This window comes from Streptomyces sp. NPDC107500, from assembly GCF_055582785.1.
In genome coordinates this window covers 314,174-333,227 of the sequence record NZ_JBVJPF010000005.1, presented here as the reverse complement: position 1 = coordinate 333,227, position 19,054 = coordinate 314,174, and the positions used below count along the sequence as shown (strand labels likewise).

The following is a 19,054-nucleotide window of genomic DNA, read 5'->3' as shown; positions in this document are numbered from 1 at the left end:
CGGATCGGGGATGGTGTTTCGCGTTTCACGTGAAACAACCCCAGCGTACCGGGCACCCAAGGCTGCCCTCCTCCCCTTTGGCCGCCGGGGCCCCCGCCGCGAGCGGTGGCAGCCTGCGAACACCTCTTCTTACAGTGGGCCCATGCGCACTGGTGAGCCCCTGCCCGACGTGGGGGACGTCCTGGCCGCCCTGGCGACCGGCCTGTGGCACTGGGACACCGCCACGGGTGAGGTCACGGTGGACGCGGAGGCCGCCCGCCTGCTGGGGCTGCCCGCGGAACGGCGGTGCCTCACCGAGGCACAGGTACGGGCCCGGCTGCATCCGGTCGACTGGAACGAGATCACCGGCGTGGTCCAGCTCGCCGTCGAGGAAGGCACCCTCGCCGAGGTCCGGATCCGGATCATGGACGAGCGGGGCCATGTCCTCCGTGTGGTCCGCAGCCGCTCCAAGCCCTCCTTCGACCCCCTGCGCAAGGCGTACGAGCTGACCGGCACCCTCCAGGAGGTCACCGAGCCCACCCCGGGCACCCCCGCCGGGCGCAGCGCGGTCACCGGCGACTGGCGGCGCTCGCGCGAGGCCTTCCTGCTGGACGCGGGCCGGGCCCTGGCCGAGGCGCGCTCCACGGAGGAGGTGCTGCGGGTCGCCGCGGCGCTGTCGATGCCGGGGTTCTCGCCGGACGGCCTCGCGGTCTTCGGGGTCTCCGGCGACCGCCTCACCGTCATCGGCCACCACGGGCAGCCGGAGAACGAGGTCAACCCGTTCGTGGACATGTCCCTGGACACCGACTACCCGGCCGCCGAGGTGGCCCGCACGGGACGGGCCGTCTACCTCTCCTCCCCCCAGCAGTACCGGTCCCGCTACCCCATGACCTGGCCGCTCGCGGAGCGCTTCGGCCGCCGTTCGTGGGCCTACCTGCCGCTGACCGTGGCCGGCCGCACCATGGGCGCCTGGCTGGCGGCCTTCGCGTACCCGGTCACGTTCACGCCGGACGAGCGGTCCGTGCTGACCACCGTGGCGCGGATGCTGGCCCAGGCCCTGTCCCGGGCGGGTGCCGCCGAGACCCAGCGGGAGCTGACCGACGGGGTCCAGCGCTCCATGCTGCCCGTGCTGGGCCCGGAGATCCCCGGCATGGACATCGCCGCCCGGTACGTCCCCACCGGCGGCGGACTCCAGGTCGGCGGCGACTGGTACGACATGATCCCGCTGCCCGGCGAACGCTTCGCCATCGTCATCGGCGACGTCCAGGGGCACGACGTGAGGGCGGCCGCGCTGATGGGCCAGCTGCGCATCGCGCTGCGCGCCTACGCCTCCGAGGGCCACCGCCCGGACGCGGTGCTCTCCCGCGCCTCGCACTTCTTCCACGGCCTGACCCAGTCCGACCAGGACCCCGGCGACCTGCGCTTCGCGACCTGCTACTACGCCGAGGTCGACCCCGAGACAGGCACCGTGGAGAGCGCCCGCGCCGGGCATCTGGACCCGGTGGTGCGGATGGCGGACGGGACGGCGCTGATCCTCGCCACGGCGGGCGGACTCCCCCTCGGCATCGACCCGGACACCGACTACCCGACCACCCGGCTCGCCCTGGAGCCCGGGGACACCCTGATGCTGTGCACGGACGGCCTGGTCGAGACCGGCGGCCACGACCTCCAGACCGGCTGGCACCGCCTCCGCGTGATCCTGGAGGACCATGAGGGCAGCCTGGAGGACCTCGCCGACGCCCTGGTCCAGGCCGTGCACGGGCCGTCCTCGCACCACACCACCGGTCCGCTGGCCGACCGGCGGGAGGACGACATCGCCCTGCTGCTGCTGTGCCGGCAGGGCGAGGGCTGCGGCTGCGGCGACAGCACGGTGGCCCGGCCGACGGTGCGCCGCACCATGCTCTCGGTCGCGCAGGCCGAGCCCGCCCGGATCGCCACCGCCCGGCAGCACCTGCGCGACCTGCTGCACGACTGGCCCGACGAGGACCAGCGGGACGCCGCGGTGCTGCTGCTCTCCGAGATGCTGACCAACGTCCTGGTGCACACCGACACCGACGCCCTGCTGGTCGCCGAGGTCGCCGGGGAGCCCGGCGAGCGGCGGATCCGGGTGGAGGTCACGGACAACGGCGACGACCTGCCGCACAAGCGGCGGCCGGGGGAGATGGCGTCCTCGGGCCGGGGGCTGATGCTGATCGAGCTGCTCGCCGACGCCTGGGGCGTCGCCCCGCGCGGCAAGGGCAAGAGCATCTGGTACGAGGTCTACGAGTCCGCGGCCCCGGAGGACGGCCCCGCCGACGGCTCGGCGGCGGCGTAGCGCTTCTGCAACTCGTGGACGATCCCGAACGCCGCCGCGGTGAGCGGTACGGCGAGGAGCATCCCGAGGATGCCGGCCACCGACGCCCCCGCGGTCAGTGCCAGCAGCACGACCGCCGGGTGCATCTGCACCGTCCGGCTCTGGATCATCGGCTGGAGGACGTGCCCTTCCAGGACCTGCACGGCCACGACCACCCCGAGGGCCCAGAGCGCGATGACGAACCCCCGGTCCGCCAGCGCGACCAGTACGGCGACGGTGCCGGAGATGAACGCCCCCAGGTACGGGATGTAGGCGCCGACGAAGACCAGCGCGCCGAGCCCCACCGCGCCGGGGACGCGCAGGATCAGCAGCCCGACGGTGATGCAGAGCGCGTCGATGAGGGCGATGAGGGTGGTGCCGCGCATGAACCCCTCGACGGCCCCGAAGGCCCGCCGTCCCATCGCCTCGACGGTGTCGGCGGCGCCGGGCGGGGCGAGGGCGCGCACGGTGCCGACGGCCCGGTCGGAGTCGCGTAGGAAGAAGAAGACCAGCAGCAGGGCGAGGACCGCCACGGCGATCATCTCGCCGACCACGCTGAGCCCGGTCACCACGCCGGAGGCGGCCGTGCCGCCGAACTTGCCCAGCAGCTCGCGGGCGTTGGACGCCATGTCCTCCAGCGAGGTGCCCGCCGCCCCGAAATGGTCGGCGATGTCGCGCGCCGCGTTCCGGACCGAGGCGACGATCTGGTCGCCGGTCTCGATGAGCGCGGAGACCACGATGTACATCGCGCCGCCGACCACGGCGACGACGGCGACGCAGGTCAGCGCGGCCGCCAGTGAGCGCTGCACGTGGGCCTTGACCAGCCGCTTGTGCAGTGGTCTGAGCAGCGCGGTGCCGAGCAGCGCGAGCAGCGCCGGCGTCACCGCGGTGCGCAGCTCGACGCAGAGCCGGATCGCGACGTAGGCGACACCGCTGGCGAGCAGGATGACGGCGCACCAGGCGGCGAGCCGACGGATCGGGCCGGGAAGCAGCTGCACGTCCCCAGCCGATCATGCCCCGGGCGGGCTGTCCTGCGCGGACGGCCCGCCCGGGTGACACGGCGTCAGGACCGCCGCCCTCAGGCCGCGGCGCCCGCCGGCCGGAGCCGCTCGTACACGGTCAGACGCCGCCCGCGGACCTGCTCGTCCCCCACCACGGTGAAGTACTCCTCCAGCACCGCGGTCTTCGCCTTGTCCCGCTCCGCCGACAGCGGGCGGGCCACGCCGGGCGCGTCGGTGATCAACAGGATGCGCCGATGCGCCAGCATCGCGGACCGTATGCGGGCCGGGTCGGCCTCCTCGCCCTTCAACGTCCGGGACTCCACGGGCGTCTCCCGCAGCGCGACGTCCCGCAGTCCCGCGAAGGCGCCGGGGGAGACCAGCGCGGTGTCGCGGCGGGCCGCCGGTATGAAGACCACCGCGTCGCCGGGCCGCTTCACCCTGCGTACGTCCGCCGCCGCCGCGAGGACGTCGTCGACCCGGCTGGCCGGAGACCGCTTGGCCAGCGCCTGCGGCAGCAGCGCGACCACGGCGGCGGTGACCACCACCGGCACGAGCCACGACGACGCTCTGGGGAACCGCGCCCCGAGGGCCGCGGCGGCGGCGCTCAGGCCCGCACCGATCAGCAGGGCCAGACCGAGCATGCTGAACAGGACGTAGCGGTCCAGGAACAGGGGGCGGACCAGGGAGAGCGCGGCCAGGGCGAGTTGCGGCACCGCCAGCAGCGGCAGTCCGACGGCCGCCACCGACAGCCGTCCCGCCCTCGGCCGGCTCAGCAGGGCGCAGAGAGCGCCGATCGCCAGCAGGACGGCGGGGCCGATCATCGTGTGCCAGGTCAGCGGCGGTATCCAGGAGACCTGGCCGGACTGTCGCCGGCTGAAGAGGATCAACGGCAGCACACCGGCCACGGCGACCGCCGAGGCCGCCGCCCAGCGTCTGAGGACGGCCGGCGTCGCCCGCGCCCACACCAGCGTCGCCGCGTGCGCGGGCAGGATCAGCAGCGACAGCCAGTTCAGCAGCCCGCACACCAGGAGCGCGGCGGCGTAGGCGGCCCAGTGCGGTGTCCGGCCGCGGCCCTGGAGCAGGGTCACCAGCAGCAGCGTCGAGATGCCCGCTCCGGCCGTGATCAGCGCGTACGGGCGGCCCTCCTGCAAATAGAACTGCACGGCCGGGACCAGCCCCAGCGCCAGGCCGCCGACCAGGCCCGCCCGGGCTCCGGCCAGCCGCTGCCCGATGACCGTCACACAGGCGGCCGCCACCGCCATGGCCAGCACGGAGGGCAGCCGCAGGGTCGTCGTGCCGGGCCCGAAGCAGGTGAAGAGTCCGTGCATCAGCAGGTAGTAGAGACCGTGCACGACGTCGACCCGGCCCAGCATGTGGCCTATGTCGGCGGCCGACCGAAGGGCCACCTGCCAGGTCGCGGCCTCGTCCCGCCACACGCTGTCCTGCCGGGAGAGCCCCCACAGCCCGAGGGCGAGGGTCCACCCGACCGGGACCGACCAGAGCGGCGGGCGCCGCCGGAGGCAGGCGACGGCGGCGGCTTTCCAGGGATTCATGAAGCGGCGGACCGTTCGGCACCCCGGAGGTGGTGGTGGGCGTTCTCGTGGACGGCGAAGACGGAGTCGCACCGGTCACGGACACGGTCGTCGTGCGTGGCGATCACCACGGCGCATCCCGCGTCGCTCATCTCGCGGAGAACGTCGGTGACGACGTCGGCGTTGGCCTGGTCGAGGGCGCCGGTCGGCTCGTCGGCCAGCACCAGGGAGGGTTCCTTGACGATGAGCCGGGCGAGCGCCACCCGCTGCTGTTCCCCGCCGCTGAGCCGGTGGACCTTCTCCTGTTCCCGGCCCGCCAGGCCGACGCGGTCCAGGGCGTCCGCGACGCTCACGCCGGTGCGGTCCCGCCGGCCCCGCCGCTTCGTGCGCGCGACCTCCAGGTTGTCGGCGACGGTGGCGTTGTCGATCAGGGCGTAGTTCTGGAAGAGGTGGCCGAGGACGTCGCGGCGGAAGCGCCGGGCCTCCTGCCTGCCGAAGCGGGTGATGTCGACGCCGTCGTGGAGTATCCCGCCCGCAGTCGGCCGGTCGAGGAGGCCGAGGCAGTTGAGGAGGGTGGACTTGCCCGATCCGCTGGGGCCGACGAGGGCCAGCATGCGGCCGCGGTCGATGCCGACGGTGACGTCGGACCACAGGGTGCGGCTGCCGAAGGTCTTCGCCAGTTTCACGATCTCGATCACAAAGGTGCTCCTGCCGGGTGGGGGGTTCTCGTCCGCGAGAGGCTCATGAGTCGGCCGCCCCCTCCTTGACGACGCGGCGGTGGAAGACGCCGAGCGCGATGAGCACGGCGCACACCTGGACGGCGACGAGACCGGCGATGACGGCCAGGTCCGACGCGGTCGTCTCGACCGCCGGGAACGGAGCGGGGATGCCGCGGCCGGTGAACTCCGCCAGCTCCTGGTTCTGCCGCCAGGCCCGCACGGGAACCCAGCAGGCGAGGAACACGGCCAGAATCCCCTCCGAGGCGAGGAGGAGCCGGTGGTTCGCCGTGAACCTCCAGCCGCTGACGTGCCGGGCGAAGACGGTCTGGGCACGCCTGCGCACGTGGATCATGCAGACACCGACGCCGGTGATGACCAGGACGGCCACCGCCGCGGCGAGATTGAAGAGCTGTAGCCGGAAATCGTGCACCGCGTCGCGCAGTTTCAGCGCGGCGCTCTGTCCGACCGGACGCACTGAAGTGACGTAGGTCCCCAGTCCGCTCGGGTCCGCCGTGATCGCGCCCAGGGCGTCCTCCGGGTCGGGGAAGACGATGCCTTCCTGACTGGCGAAGGCGGTGTAGGCGTCGTCGGAGAGGACCGGGGAGCCGTTGGGCACCACGACGAGGACCGGGTCGCGCACCAGGGACCGGTCGTCGTCCGGGCGGTGGGCCGTGTTGGGGCTCAGGGCGCCGGAGTTGTAGCCGAACAGGCGCTGACCGTCCTTCGCCCGCAGCGACGTCACCTCGAGCCCGCGGCGGACCTCGGGTGCGAGCCGCCCGAACATGTCGGGGAGCCCGGCGCGGATGTCCGCGGTGTGGCCGGCGAGGGAGTCGGGGACGATGAGCCGCACGGCGTGGGCGTCCGGGTCCCTCCCGTCCGGGGGCCGTGCGGAGTACCGGCGTCCGGCCGGGTCGAGGACCGGCTGCCGGGCGAGGAAGGTCTCGTTGACGACGAGCATCTCGCCCGGTGGGAGCCGGACTTCGGAGGAGGCGTCCCGGAGGTCCCGGCGCCCGGCGACGACGATCTCGCCCGCGGTGTCGGACCGTCGCAGCCACCCGCCGACCTGGGCGATGACCTTCCTCTGCTCGCCCATCAGGCTGCCGTTGAGGCGGATGGTGACGGCGTCGCCCGCCCGGGCGTAGGCGCTCCGGGTGTCCTGCCGCGCCATGACGTGCTGCCCGGCCAGGGCCACGTCCATGGCGACGGCGAGCGCGAGGAGCAGCGCCGGGACACGCACCAGGTAGGTGGCGACGAGCGCCGCCCGCCCCGGCAGTTCGCCCTTGAGGGCGCGCACCAGCGCCACCTTGGAGATCAGGACGAGGGCGGCCGCGTGGGCGGCCAGGACCAGGAGGACCAGCGGTACTGCCAGGGCTACGGCCACCGACGCGAACAGCCCCAGCCAGGCGAGACCGTTGTAGTGGCCGAGGAAGGCGAGTGTCGCGGCCGCCACCGCGCAGACGGCGGCCGCCCAGAACCCCGCCAGTTGCCGGAGGTCACGCGCGAGGACGTCCCACAGGGAATGGCCCTGGAGGCGCAGCACCCCGTACGCCTTGGCGCTCAGCAGAACGCTCGCGCCGGTCGTCGCCGCCGCGGCGAGGGCCACGACCCAGAAGGTCCAGAAGAGGTCGTCGCCCGAGAAGAACAGGGCCAGTTCACCGGCCGAGAGCGGGTGCTGCACGCTCGCGCGCAGTCCGAGCCCGCTGAACTCGGCCACCAACGCGTCGGCGGCCTCGGGCGGTCCGAACACGTAGTAGAAGCCCCGCGGATCCCGCTGCCCGATCTCGGTGAGGGGATGCACGCGCGTCTCGACGTGGGCGCTGAAGCCCGGATATGCGTCGCGCAGCCACGAAGCGGCGTCGGAACGCGGGGCGCCCGACGTCAGATAAAGGTGCCGAATTCCGTCGGGATTCCGGACGTCGGGGGCCTCGCGAGCCACCGAGATCTCGTGTTCTTCGGAGAACGCGGCGATCTCGCGGGCCACCCGGGCACCGCTCACGGAATCGTCGGACTCGAACACCCAGACCTGGGCCGAATTCCCCAGTACCAGTTGTTCGTCCAGCCCCCGCACGAAGAGAAAGGCCATCATCGCGGAAGTGGCCAGCACGGCGGCATGGACGTATTTGATACCTCGGTGCAGCATCGGTCACCTGGGTCCGGGTGTTCGATCAGTGAGCGGTGGCGTACGGCGGAACGTCAGCAGGACGCGTCGTAATGGGCGCTGTTGGGGTGGACGCTCGACTTCTCCACCGAGGCCTTGGACCACTTCTTGTTGGCGGTGCAGCCGCTGTACGCCCAGCTCCTTCCGTGCACGGAGGAAGCGTGGTAATTGACGCTGTGGTAGAAGTTCGAATAGGCGTAGTTCGCGCCCACGTCGTAGCTCCACCGGCCGCCGCTGACGTCGACCGACTTGGCCAGCGCGGGAGTGGCGACAGCCATGACGATGGCACCCGCGGCGGCTGCGGCCTTGAGGCCGTTCTTCATGCGCATGTGTGACTCACTTTCGTTCTTGCCTGCTGAAACGGGCATGGGTGTGCCCTGACGGGCGGAAGAGGAGACCGGCCGGCCTCGGGTCAGAGCTGCTTGACCGACTTCTGGGTGCAGTGCTTGGCGCGATAGCCGCGGGGCATCTGGTCGTTGGCGTTCTTCTTGGCCGCCTTCTTGGCGTCCGACGCCGTCTTTCCGGTGCCGTGCCCCTGCACGAACCCATGCGCGGTGTCATCCGAGATGCGCTTCTTGGTGCACTGGAAGTGCGCCGTCCAGCCCCGAGCCGCTTCGGCGGGAGCGGCGACGCTCAGTGGAATCACGACCGCCATGGCAGTGGTGAGGAGTGGGCCGACGACAAGCATTTTGCGCACGAGTGCTGATCCCCCTTGAAATGTGTGGGGGCACACCGAATCCCGCCTTGGCCCGAAGGCCAATGCGGGATGTGAGTCTTGCTCTCGCCCCCGTGAATGCCACTCGTCCCCGGTGGTCGGCCGGGTGAGTGGACGTGCCAGAAGTTACGTGGCGGGGACGGAGTTTATCCAGTCAATACGGGGTGACCATGATCACTGCACATTGATGGAACGCGCGGGACACCTGCTCCGGATGGCCCACGCCACTTCGTCTCCGCTAACCTCCACCCCCATGAAGCAGCGGCAGCAGAAGAAACTTTCCCGCCACCTCTTCGAAGCGATACTGCTGGGGGACGCCGCTCGTGCGCGGACGGTGCTGCGGGCCGGTGCCGACCCCGAGCGGGGCGACGGCGAGGGCACGCTCCCCCTGTACGAGGCGGCGGTGAGCGGCAGGACCGAGATCGTGCGGCTGCTGCTGGAGGCGGGCGCCGCTCCCGACACCGAGAGCCGCGGAGTCGGCGCGGAGGGCACCCCGTTGTGCGCGGCGGCGTGCTGGGGGCACGCGGAAACCGTGCGGGAACTGCTGGCGCACGGCGCCGATCCGGGGCTCCGGGAGGACCACGGAACCGGCCGCTCCCCCCTGGACTGGGCGAACGACGGCCCCCACCCGGAGACCGCCGCCCTCCTGATCGCGGCGGGGGCGGCGGCCGGCACGGAATCCGTGTAGCCACCGCCCCCCACCGGGCGCCGCCGGCGCCGGAGGACCTACAGACCGTCCTCGGTCATCCCGTGCACCGCCGGGACCGTCCCCAGCCGGCCCTTCTGGAAGTCCTCGAAGGCCTGCTGGAGCTCGTCGCGCGTGTTCATCACGAACGGCCCGTAGTGCGCCATCGGCTCCCGGATCGGGCGCCCGCCGAGCAGCACGACCTCCAGGTCCGGCGTGTGCGCGTCCTGCTTCTCGTCCGCGCGGACGGTCAGCGAGCCGCCGGCTCCGAAGACGGCGGTCTGCCCGAGGTGCACCGGGCGCCGCTCGGCGCCCACCGAACCGCGGCCGGCCATCACGTACGCCAGGCCGTTGAAGTCCTCCCGCCAGGGCAGGGTGACCTCGGCGCCGGGCGCCAGCGTGGCGTGGACCATGGTGATCGGCGTGTGCGTGATCCCGGGGCCGTCGTGACCGTCCAGCTCACCGGCGATGACGCGGAGCAGCGCGCCGCCGTCGGGGGAGGTGAGCAGCTGGACGCTGCCGCTGCGGATGTCCTGGTACCTCGGGGCCATCATCTTGTCCCGGGCCGGCAGGTTCACCCACAGCTGGAGCCCGTGGAAGAGGCCGCCGGACATCACCAGCTGCTCCGGCGGCGCCTCGATGTGCAGCAGTCCGGAGCCCGCCGTCATCCACTGGGTGTCGCCGTTGGTGATGGTGCCGCCACCACCGTTGGAGTCCTGGTGGTCGAAGATCCCGTCGATGATGTAGGTGACGGTCTCGAAGCCGCGGTGCGGGTGCCAGGGCGTGCCCTTGGGCTCGCCGGGCGCGTACTCCACCTCGCCCATCTGGTCCATCATGATGAACGGGTCGAGATGGCGGTAGTTGATCCCGGCGAACGCGCGGCGCACCGGGAAGCCCTCCCCCTCGAAACCGCTGGGAGCGGTCGTGACGGTCAGCACGGGGCGTGCGACGGCGTCTGCGGACGCGGATACACGGGGCAGCGTCAACGGGTTCTCGACGGTCACTGCGGGCATGTCGGTACCTCCTCGGGTACGCCCACTTTAGTTGAGCGTTGAACTTCTTGCCACTCCGAACCACGAAAGCCCGGAGGACATTCCCTCCGGGCTCGCTCAGCGGTGGCGACGGCGTCTAGCCATACATGCGGCGCATCGCGAAATCGACCATCTGTTCGACGGCCTTCGCGTCGAAGACCATCCGGTGCTCGCCCTCCATGTCCAGGACGAAGCCGTAGCCGGTCGGCAGCAGGTCGATCACCTCGGCCCCGGTGATCACGAAGTACTTGGACTCCTTGCCCGCGTACCGGCGCAGCTCCTTCAGGCCGGTGAACATCGGGATCACCGGCTGCTGGGTGTTGTGCAGCGCGAGGAACCCGGGGTTGTCGCCGCGCGGGCAGTAGACCTTCGAGGTGGCGAAGATCTGCTGGAAGTCCTCGGCGGACATCTGGCCGGTGGTGAAGGCGCGCACCGCGTCCGCGAGCGAGGGCGGGGACGGCTCGGGGTACAGCGGCGGCTGCTGCCCGTACCCGCCGCCCATCGGCTGCTGCGGCGGCGGGGCGTACTGCTGCTGCTGAGGACCCGCGGTCTGGTCGTAGCCGTACATGCCGCAAAGAGTAACGAGTAACGAGTCACAGATGGCCCGCTCGGGGTTGCTTCTTATTACCGACGGGTAGCATCATCAGTAGCCAGGCTGAGCTACTGCTTGGTACGCGCAGTCGGTATGTGTACAGATGCGAGGAGTCAGTGCCTCGCCGATCTCTCAACGGAGCCGTCGCCATGGGGCACTACAAGCCGAATCTCCGGGACATCGAGTTCAACCTCTTCGAGGTGCTCGGCCGTGACAAGGTTTACGGCACCGGCCCGTTCGCGGAGATGGACACGGACACCGCCAAGAGCGTCCTGGAGGAGCTGACCCGCCTCTCGGAGAACGAGCTGGCCGAGTCCTTCGCCGACGCCGACCGCAACCCGCCGGTCTTCGACCCCGAGACCAACACCGCGCCGGTCCCGGCGTCCTTCAAGAAGAGCTACCAGGCCTTCATGGACTCCGAGTACTGGCGCCTGGGCCTGCCCGAGGAGATCGGCGGCACCACCGCGCCGCGCTCCCTGATCTGGGCCTACGCGGAGCTGATCCTCGGCGCCAACCCGGCCGTGTGGATGTACTCCTCCGGCCCGGCGTTCGCCGGCATCCTCTTCGAGGAGGGCAACGAGGTGCAGAAGCACATCGCCTCGTTCGCCGTCGAGAAGCAGTGGGGCTCCACCATGGTGCTCACCGAGCCGGACGCCGGCTCGGACGTCGGCGCCGGCCGCACCAAGGCGGTCCAGCAGGAGGACGGCTCCTGGCACATCGAGGGCGTGAAGCGCTTCATCACGTCCGGCGAGCACGACATGTCGGAGAACATCCTCCACTACGTCCTCGCCCGCCCCGAGGGCGCCGGACCCGGCACCAAGGGCCTCTCCCTCTTCCTCGTCCCGAAGTACGAGTTCGACTTCGAGACCGGCGAGCTGGGCGAGCGCAACGGCGTGTACGCCACCAACGTCGAGCACAAGATGGGCCTGAAGGCCTCCAACACCTGCGAGATGACCTTCGGCGACCGCCACCCCGCCAAGGGCTGGCTGATCGGCGACCGGCACGACGGCATCCGCCAGATGTTCCGCATCATCGAGTTCGCCCGCATGATGGTCGGCACGAAGGCGATCTCCACCCTGTCGACGGGCTACCTGAACGCGCTGGAGTACGCCAAGGAGCGCGTCCAGGGCCCCGACCTGGCCAACTTCATGGACAAGTCGGCCCCCAAGGTCACCGTCACGCACCACCCGGACGTCCGCCGCTCCCTCATGACACAGAAGGCGTACGCCGAGGGCATGCGCGCGCTGGTGATGTACACCGCGTCCGTGCAGGACGAGATCCAGGTCAAGGAGGCGAACGGCGAGGACGCCTCGACCGAGCACGCCCTCAACGACCTGCTCCTGCCGATCGTCAAGGGCTACGGCTCGGAGAAGGCCTACGAGCAGCTCGCCCAGTCGCTCCAGACCTTCGGCGGCTCCGGGTTCCTCCAGGAGTACCCGATCGAGCAGTACATCCGCGACGCCAAGATCGACACCCTGTACGAGGGCACCACGGCGATCCAGGGCCAGGACTACTTCTTCCGGAAGATCGTCCGCAACCAGGGCGCCGCGCTGAACTCGCTCGCCGAGGACATCAAGAAGTTCCTGGCGCTGGCCACCGGCGGCGAGGAGCTGTCCGGCGCCCGCGAGCACCTGGCCAAGGCGGCCGTCGAGCTGGAGGCCATCGTCGGCCTGATGCTCACCGACCTCGCGGCCACCGAGCAGGACGTCAAGAACATCTACAAGGTCGGGCTGAACACCACCCGCCTGCTGCTCGCCTCCGGCGACGTGGTCGTCGGCTACCTGCTCCTCAAGGGCGCCGCGGTGGCCGCCGAGAAGCTGCCGACCGCCTCCGCCCGGGACAAGGCCTTCTACACCGGCAAGATCGCCGCCGCGAAGTTCTTCGCCGCGAACGTCCTGCCCGGCCTCACCCTGGCCCGCAAGGTCGCCCAGGGCGTCGAGCTGGACCTGATGGAGCTGGACGAGGCCGCGTTCTAGTCGCTTCTGGTCAGGGGCCGCCTCCCCGGTCCGATCGGTACCGGGGAGTCCGGTCTCCACACTCCCCACACACCATCGCGAGGGCCCGCTCCCGGCAGACCGGGAGCGGGCCCTCGTACGTCGTTAAGGTGAACCCCATGAGCGCACCGTCCCGCTTCGACCGCGGCCACACCGACGACCTGATGTCCTTCCTGGCGGCCAGCCCGACGCCGTACCACGCGGTGGCGACCGCCGCCGAGCGGCTGGAGAAGGCCGGATTCCGGCAGGTCGCCGAGACGGACGCGTGGGAGGGGTCCTCCGGCGGCAAGTACGTGCTGCGCGGCGGCGCGCTCGTGGCCTGGTACGTGCCGGAGGGCGCCGAGCCCCACACGCCCTTCCGCATCGTCGGCGCGCACACCGACTCCCCCAACCTGCGCGTCAAGCCGCGCCCGGACAGCGGGGCGCACGGCTGGCGCCAGGTAGCCGTGGAGGTCTACGGCGGCCCCCTGATGAACTCGTGGCTCGACCGCGACCTGGGCCTGGCCGGCCGGCTCTCGCTGCGCGACGGCTCCACCCGGCTGGTCAACATCGACCGCCCGCTGCTGCGCGTTCCGCAGCTCGCCATCCACATGGACCGCAACGTGTCCGCGGAGGGCCTCAAGCTCGACAAGCAGCGCCACCTCCAGCCCGTCTGGGGCCTCGGCGACTCCGTCCACGACGGCGACCTGATCGCCTTCCTGGAGGAGGAGACGGGCCTGGCCCGCGGGGAGGTCACCGGCTGGGACCTGATGACCCACTCCGTGGAGGCCCCGGCCTACCTGGGCCGTGACAACGAGCTGGTGGCCGGGCCGCGCATGGACAACCTCCTGTCGGTGCACGCCGGAACGGCCGCGCTGATCGCGGCCGCCGCGTCGGGGGACGACCTCACCTGCATCCCCGTACTCGCCGCCTTCGACCACGAGGAGACCGGCTCCCAGTCGGACACGGGCGCCGACGGCCCGCTGCTCGGCGGCGTCCTGGAGCGCTCGGTGTTCGCGCGCGGCGGCTCGTACGAGGACCGGGCGCGCGCCTTCGCCGGCACCGTCTGCCTGTCCTCCGACACGGGCCACGCCGTCCACCCCAACTACGCGGAGCGGCACGACCCGACGCACCACCCGCGCGTCAACGGCGGCCCCCTCCTCAAGGTGAACGTCAACAACCGCTACGCCACCGACGGTTCGGGCCGCGCGGTCTTCGCCGCCGCCTGCGAGAGGGCTGACGTCCCCTTCCAGACCTTCGTCTCCAACAACTCCATGCCGTGCGGCACCACCATCGGCCCGATCACCGCGGCGCGGCACGGCATCAGCACCGTGGACATCGGCGTGGCGATCCTTTCGATGCACAGCGCCCGGGAGCTGTGCGGCGCCGACGACCCGCACCTGCTGGCCAACGCGCTGGTGGCGTTCCTCCGCCCGTAGCCGGCGGGAACGAGTAACGGCGTTCCACGGCATGCGGGTTGACACCCGGGGTACCCGAACGGAACCGGATCGACCGGAAACCCGGATCCGACCGGCTCTACAGGGAGGCGACACTCATGGGCCTCGGCGGGTGCATCATCCTCATCGCCGTGGGAGCCATCCTCACGTTCGCGACCGACTGGGACATGCAGGGCGTCAACCTCGACCTGGTCGGGGTCATCTTCATGGTGGTCGGCCTGATCGGTGTCGCGACGTTCAGCAGCATCGCCCGGCGCAGGCGCGTCATGGTGCCGCCGACGACCCAGGTCGTCGAGGACCGCTCCCACCAGCCGCGCGACGGCTACAGCAACGGCTACGGCGCCTGACCGGCCGCACACCGCGCGCGGGCGCACTCATCCTGTCGGCCTACCGCCCGCGTTCCGCGGCGCCCGGCGGGGAAGCGGTCCGGACATGAGATTCCTCGTGTACGACCGGCTCCTCGGCATCGGTGACGACTACTGGATCGAGGACGACTCCGGCAACAAGGTCTACCTCGTCGACGGCAAGGCGATGCGGCTGCGGGACACCTGGGAGCTGAAGGACGCCCAGGGACGCGTGCTGATCGACATCCACCAGAAGATGTTCGCCCTGCGCGACACGATGGTGATCGAGCGGGCGGGCGAGCCCCTGGCCCGGATCAAGCGGAAACGTCTCTCCCTGCTGCGCAACCACTACCGCGTCGCCCTGGCCGACGGCACCGAGCTGGACGTCAGCGGCAAGATCCTCGACCGGGAGTTCGCCGTCGAGTACGACGGCGAACTGCTGGCGGTCGTCTCGCGCCGCTGGCTGACCCTCCGGGACACTTACGGCGTGGACGTCGTCCGCGACGACGCGGACCCCGCGCTACTGATCGCGCTGGCGGTGTGCGTGATCCACCTGGCGGAGAAGGAACGGGAGAAGGACGACGGCGAGGACGACTGAACGAGCGGGCCCACCGGGGACGGGGCGGCGGCTACCGCGGGTGCGGAGCCGCCAGTCCCATCACGCGGTCCTTCAGGGCCGGGAACTGCTCCCGGGTCGTCGCCACCTTCGCCGGGTCGAACTCCACCGTGAGGACCTCCTCGCCGGCCCCGGCCTCGGCCAGCACCTCACCCCAGGGGTCGACCACGATCGAGTGACCGGCCTGCGGAACTCCGGCGTGCGTCCCGGCCGTTCCGCAGGCGAGGACGAACGCCTGGTTCTCCACCGCCCGGGCCTGGGCGAGGAGCGTCCAGTGGGCCCGGCGGCGCTCCGGCCAGCCCGCCGGGATCACGAGCGTCTCCGCCCCGGCGTCGACGAGCGAGCGGAAGAGTTCGGGGAAGCGCAGGTCGTAGCAGGTCGCCACACCGAGGCTGGTCTCCGGCAGACGGACCGTCACCGGCTCGCGCCCCGCGCCCATCAGCACGGCCTCGCCCTTGTCGAAGCCGAAGCGGTGGATCTTGCGGTAGGTGGCGGCCAGGTCGCCGGAGGGGGAGAAGACGAGCGAGGTGTTGTAGAGCACTCCGTCCGGAGCGCGCTCGGGCACCGAACCCGCGTGCAGCCAGACGCCCGTGTCGCTCGCCGCCTTGGCCATCGCCTCGTGCGTGGGGCCGGTCAGCGGCTCCGCCAGCGCCTCGAAGTCGTCGAAGGCGAACGCCCCGGTGGTCCACAGCTCCGGCAGCACCACGAGATCGGCGCCCGCCTGCTCCCGTACCAGAGCCGCCGCGCGCACTCGACGCGCTTCGGGCGTTTCGTCCTCATTCACGGCGATTTGGATCAAAGAGGCGCGCACACTACCACCGTCCTGGCGTTCGAGCCGTCCACACGGGCCTACGATCGTCACACGAAAGCACTGCCGGGGTGCCGCACAGCAGCGTAACTTAGCGTTCCAAGACGCCCGCCGACCGCAGCCACCGCCCACTGGCACCGCCGCCACCGCCCGCCCGTGTACCGACCGCCGAGGGGTCCCGTTCCGTGAGTCTGCATCCCACCCTCCAGCCCTACGCCGACGCCTGGACTCACTCCATCGAGGCGATATCCGAGCTGGTCCAGCCGCTTGCGGAAGCAGAGTGGAACCGCCGTACCCCCTGCCCGGGCTGGTCGGTGCGGGACATCGTCTCCCACGTCCTGGGCCTGGACTCCGAGATGCTCGGCGACCCCCGCCCCATCCACACCCTGCCGCGCGACCTCTTCCACGTCACCAACGACCACCAGCGCTACACGGAGATGCAGGTCGACGTCCGCCGCCACCACACGGCCCCCGAGATGACCTCCGAACTGGAGTACATGATCATCCGGCGCAACCGCCAGCTGCGGAACGAGTCACGGGACCCGGGTACGAAGGTGCGCGGCCCGCTCTCCACCGAGCTGACCCTGGAGGAGGCGATGCGCCGGCACGCCTTCGACGTGTGGGCGCACGAGCAGGACCTGCGCACCGCCCTCGGCCGCCCCGGCAACCTCGACTCCCCGGGCGCGCACGTCGCCCGTGACGTGCTGCTCGACGAACTGCCGGCCGTCGTCGCCGAACGCGCGGACGCGCCGCGCAGCTCCGCCGTCGTCTTCGACGTGCACGGCCCGGTCGAGTTCCTGCGCACCATCCGCGTCGACATCCAGGGCCGCGGCACCCTGGAGACGGCGCCCGCGCTCGGCCCCGCGGCGACGCTGACCATGGACTGGGAGACCTACTTCCGCCTGGCCTGCGGCCGCGTGAGCCTCCAGGCGTCGGCGGACCGCATCAAGACGGAGGGCGACCCGGACCTGACGGACGCGATCCTGCGCCACTTCACGGTGACACAGTAGGTTTCTCCAGCCCGTCCGGCGTTTGAGGACGAGGCCGTTCAGGCCGACAGCGGGGGTCTGGGGGCGGCAGCCCCCAGCCGGCCCGCACCCACGCCGGGGACCTACACGGGAACGTGCACCGTCTCCACCCGGCTCGCGACCAGCCGCTCGCTCTCCCTCCGCGCCGCCCGCTTCCGCAGCCGCAGGATCTGCGTGATCCCGAGCGCCTGCAACACGAACACGGAAGAGAACGCCACGGCGTAGTCGTCCCCCGTCGCGTCCAGCAGCACCCCCACCGCGAACAACGTGGTCATCGACGCCACGAAGCCCCCCATGTTCGTGATCCCGGACGCCGTCCCCTGCCGCTCCGGCGGGTTCGCCGGCCGCGCGAAGTCGAAGCCGATCATCGACGCCGGCCCGCACGCCCCGAGCACGGCGCACAGCACGACCAGCAGCCACATCGGCGCGTGGTCGGCCGGGTAGGCCAGCGTCGCCGCCCACAGGACCGACGTCGCAGCCACCGTGCCGAGCGCCAGCGGCAGCCGCGCCGCGTGGTGCCGGGCGATGACCTGGCCGTAGACCAGGCCGACGGTCATGTTGGACAGCACGACGAGGGTGAGCAGCGTGCCGGCCGTGGCCTGGGACAGCCCCTGCGCCTCGACCAGGAACGGCATCCCCCACAGCAGCAGGAAGACCATCGCCGGGAACTGGGTGGTGAAGTGCACCCACAGCCCCAGCCGCGTCCCCGGCTCCCGCCAGGACAGCGCGATCTGCCGCCGTACGTACGCGGCCCCCTGATGCGGCATCGGCTCCGGCTCGTGGCCCTCGGGGTGGTCCTTCAGGAAGAGCAGCAGCAGGACGAAGACCACCACACCGGCGAGCGCGCTGCCCGCGAACGCGGCCGTCCAGCCGACGCCGTGCAGCAGCCGGGCGAGGACGAGGGTGGAGACCAGGTTGCCCGCCATGCCGACGAGACCGGCGAGCTGGGCGACCATCGGCCCCCGGCGGGCGGGGAACCAGCGGGTGCCCAGCCGCAGCACGCTGATGAAGGTCATCGCGTCGCCACAGCCCAGCAGCGCCCGCGAGGCCAGCGCCATCCCGTACGACGGTGAGAAGGCGAAGCCGAGCTGTCCGGCCGTGAACAGCACCACGCCGATGCCCAGCACCCGCTTGGTGCCGAGCCGGTCGACCAGCAGGCCGACGGGTATCTGCATGCCGGCGTAGACCAGCAGCTGGAGGATGGAGAAGGTGGACAGCGCCGAGGCGTTGACGTGGAACCGGTCGGCGGCGTCGAGACCGGCGACCCCCAGCGACGTACGGAAGATGACGGCGACGAAGTAGACGGCGACGCCGATGCCCCAGACGGCCATCGCGCGCCGGCCGCCGGGCGGATCGCCGGGCAGGCCGCGCCCGGCCGAGCCGGCCGTGCTCATCGGACCTCCCCCCGCGCCAGGTTCGAGAACCAGCCCACGTGGCGGCCGACGACGCCGACCGCCGCCTCCGCGTCCCCCGCACGCAGCGCGTCGAGGATCTCCTCGTGCTCGGTGAGGGTCTTGGCGATGCGGTCGGGATGCGAGTACATGACGGCGACACCCATGCGCAGCTGGCGGTCGCGGAGCTGGTCGTAGAGGCGGGAGAGGATCTCGTTGCCGCCGCTGCGGACGATCTCGGCGTGGAAGCAGCGGTCGGTGACGGAGGCGGCGACGAAGTCCCCGGCGGCGGCCTGCTCCTTCTGCCGGGCGAGCAGTTCCTCCAGCCGTTCGACGAGGCCGGGCGGTGCGGGTACGGCCTTCCTGGCCGCGTGCTCCTCGACCAGCAGCCGGGTCTCCACCACGTCCGCGATCTCCTGGGCGGACACGGGCAGGACCAGGGCGCCCTTCTTCGGGTAGAGCCGGATCAGGCCCTCGACCTCCAGCCGCAGCAGGGCCTCGCGCACCGGTGTGCGGGAGACGCCGACGGCCTCGGCCAGCTCACCCTCGGTGAGCAGCGTCCCGCCCTCGTAGCGGCGCTCCAGGACACCCTGCTTGACGTGGGTGTAGACGCGGTCCGCCGCGGGGGGTTGCTTCACTGCCGTGGTCATGCCGACAGGATAGATACAACAGGGACGCAAGACGGGGCCGGTC

The 19,054-nt window shown here is 71.4% G+C and carries 18 protein-coding genes; 7 read left to right on the top strand and 11 right to left on the bottom strand.

Annotated elements, in window-relative coordinates; all coding sequences use genetic code 11:
• The first annotated feature begins 142 nt into the window (after positions 1-142).
• Complete coding sequence (locus tag ACZ67M_RS21815) at positions 143-2,293, top strand: SpoIIE family protein phosphatase (RefSeq protein WP_469852282.1); 2,151 nt, start codon at positions 143-145, stop codon at positions 2,291-2,293.
• Here the strand turns inward: ACZ67M_RS21815 and ACZ67M_RS21810 are convergent.
• The 6 genes from ACZ67M_RS21810 to ACZ67M_RS21785 all read right to left on the bottom strand — a co-directional run bounded on the left by ACZ67M_RS21810 (position 2,239) and on the right by ACZ67M_RS21785 (position 8,367).
• Positions 2,239-3,309 carry an AI-2E family transporter gene (locus ACZ67M_RS21810; RefSeq protein WP_392011311.1) on the bottom strand — a complete coding sequence of 357 codons (1,071 nt, stop codon included), beginning with the start codon at positions 3,307-3,309 and terminating at the stop codon, positions 2,239-2,241. The genes ACZ67M_RS21815 and ACZ67M_RS21810 overlap by 55 nt on opposite strands.
• Positions 3,310-3,389: 80 nt before the next feature.
• The gene (locus ACZ67M_RS21805) at positions 3,390-4,865 is read right to left on the bottom strand and encodes a glycosyltransferase family 39 protein (protein ID WP_469852280.1); all 1,476 of its coding nucleotides are present in this window, start codon (positions 4,863-4,865) and stop codon (positions 3,390-3,392) included.
• Positions 4,862-5,542 carry an ABC transporter ATP-binding protein gene (locus tag ACZ67M_RS21800; RefSeq protein ID WP_361356905.1) on the bottom strand — a complete coding sequence of 227 codons (681 nt, stop codon included), beginning with the start codon at positions 5,540-5,542 and terminating at the stop codon, positions 4,862-4,864. The genes ACZ67M_RS21805 and ACZ67M_RS21800 overlap by 4 nt, the downstream gene beginning before the upstream one ends.
• 43 nt (positions 5,543-5,585) lie before the next feature.
• Complete coding sequence (locus tag ACZ67M_RS21795) at positions 5,586-7,703, bottom strand: hypothetical protein (RefSeq protein ID WP_469852277.1); 2,118 nt, start codon at positions 7,701-7,703, stop codon at positions 5,586-5,588.
• 53 nt (positions 7,704-7,756) lie between these two features.
• Positions 7,757-8,050, bottom strand: a complete 294-nt coding sequence (locus tag ACZ67M_RS21790; protein WP_161327611.1) for a lactococcin 972 family bacteriocin — start codon at positions 8,048-8,050, stop codon at positions 7,757-7,759.
• An 83-nt stretch (positions 8,051-8,133) separates the two neighbouring features.
• The gene (locus ACZ67M_RS21785; protein ID WP_382813360.1) at positions 8,134-8,367 is read right to left on the bottom strand and encodes a hypothetical protein; all 234 of its coding nucleotides are present in this window, start codon (positions 8,365-8,367) and stop codon (positions 8,134-8,136) included.
• Between the two features lie 322 nt (positions 8,368-8,689).
• Between ACZ67M_RS21785 and ACZ67M_RS21780 the strand changes: the two genes are divergently transcribed.
• The gene (locus ACZ67M_RS21780; protein WP_469852275.1) at positions 8,690-9,124 is read left to right on the top strand and encodes an ankyrin repeat domain-containing protein; all 435 of its coding nucleotides are present in this window, start codon (positions 8,690-8,692) and stop codon (positions 9,122-9,124) included.
• A 38-nt stretch (positions 9,125-9,162) separates the two neighbouring features.
• Here the strand turns inward: ACZ67M_RS21780 and ACZ67M_RS21775 are convergent, their stop codons facing one another.
• Positions 9,163-10,134, bottom strand: coding sequence for a pirin family protein (locus tag ACZ67M_RS21775; protein ID WP_122616634.1), 972 nt, complete (start codon positions 10,132-10,134; stop codon positions 9,163-9,165).
• A gap of 115 nt (positions 10,135-10,249) precedes the next feature.
• Positions 10,250-10,720, bottom strand: coding sequence for an SseB family protein (locus ACZ67M_RS21770; RefSeq protein ID WP_064728881.1), 471 nt, complete (start codon positions 10,718-10,720; stop codon positions 10,250-10,252).
• 173 nt (positions 10,721-10,893) lie between these two features.
• On the opposite strand from ACZ67M_RS21770, the gene ACZ67M_RS21765 reads away from it, so the two are divergent.
• The 4 genes from ACZ67M_RS21765 (at position 10,894) to ACZ67M_RS21750 (ending at position 15,116) form a co-directional block, all read left to right on the top strand.
• A complete protein-coding gene (locus ACZ67M_RS21765) occupies positions 10,894-12,720 on the top strand; it encodes an acyl-CoA dehydrogenase (protein WP_122616632.1) in 1,827 nt (608 codons plus the stop codon).
• Between the two features lie 137 nt (positions 12,721-12,857).
• Positions 12,858-14,156: a M18 family aminopeptidase gene (locus ACZ67M_RS21760; protein ID WP_361356892.1), complete on the top strand. Its 1,299-nt coding sequence runs from the start codon at positions 12,858-12,860 to the stop codon at positions 14,154-14,156.
• A 116-nt stretch (positions 14,157-14,272) separates the two neighbouring features.
• Positions 14,273-14,521, top strand: a complete 249-nt coding sequence (locus ACZ67M_RS21755; protein WP_064731862.1) for a DUF6458 family protein — start codon at positions 14,273-14,275, stop codon at positions 14,519-14,521.
• 85 nt (positions 14,522-14,606) lie between these two features.
• Positions 14,607-15,116: an LURP-one-related/scramblase family protein gene (locus ACZ67M_RS21750; protein ID WP_361356889.1), complete on the top strand. Its 510-nt coding sequence runs from the start codon at positions 14,607-14,609 to the stop codon at positions 15,114-15,116.
• 31 nt (positions 15,117-15,147) lie between these two features.
• On the opposite strand, the gene ACZ67M_RS21745 is transcribed toward ACZ67M_RS21750, so the two are convergent.
• Positions 15,148-15,945, bottom strand: a complete 798-nt coding sequence (locus tag ACZ67M_RS21745) for a carbon-nitrogen family hydrolase (RefSeq protein WP_392099984.1) — start codon at positions 15,943-15,945, stop codon at positions 15,148-15,150.
• Positions 15,946-16,127: 182 nt separating this feature from the next.
• Between ACZ67M_RS21745 and ACZ67M_RS21740 the strand changes: the two genes are divergently transcribed.
• Positions 16,128-16,952, top strand: coding sequence for a maleylpyruvate isomerase family mycothiol-dependent enzyme (locus ACZ67M_RS21740; RefSeq protein WP_385804066.1), 825 nt, complete (start codon positions 16,128-16,130; stop codon positions 16,950-16,952).
• Positions 16,953-17,053: 101 nt separating this feature from the next.
• Here ACZ67M_RS21740 and ACZ67M_RS21735 read toward each other — a convergent pair whose 3' ends face one another.
• Positions 17,054-18,364 carry an MFS transporter gene (locus ACZ67M_RS21735; RefSeq protein ID WP_392237242.1) on the bottom strand — a complete coding sequence of 437 codons (1,311 nt, stop codon included), beginning with the start codon at positions 18,362-18,364 and terminating at the stop codon, positions 17,054-17,056.
• Positions 18,361-19,011: a GntR family transcriptional regulator gene (locus ACZ67M_RS21730; protein WP_361356879.1), complete on the bottom strand. Its 651-nt coding sequence runs from the start codon at positions 19,009-19,011 to the stop codon at positions 18,361-18,363. The genes ACZ67M_RS21735 and ACZ67M_RS21730 overlap by 4 nt, the downstream gene beginning before the upstream one ends.
• Positions 19,012-19,054: the final 43 nt, after the last annotated feature.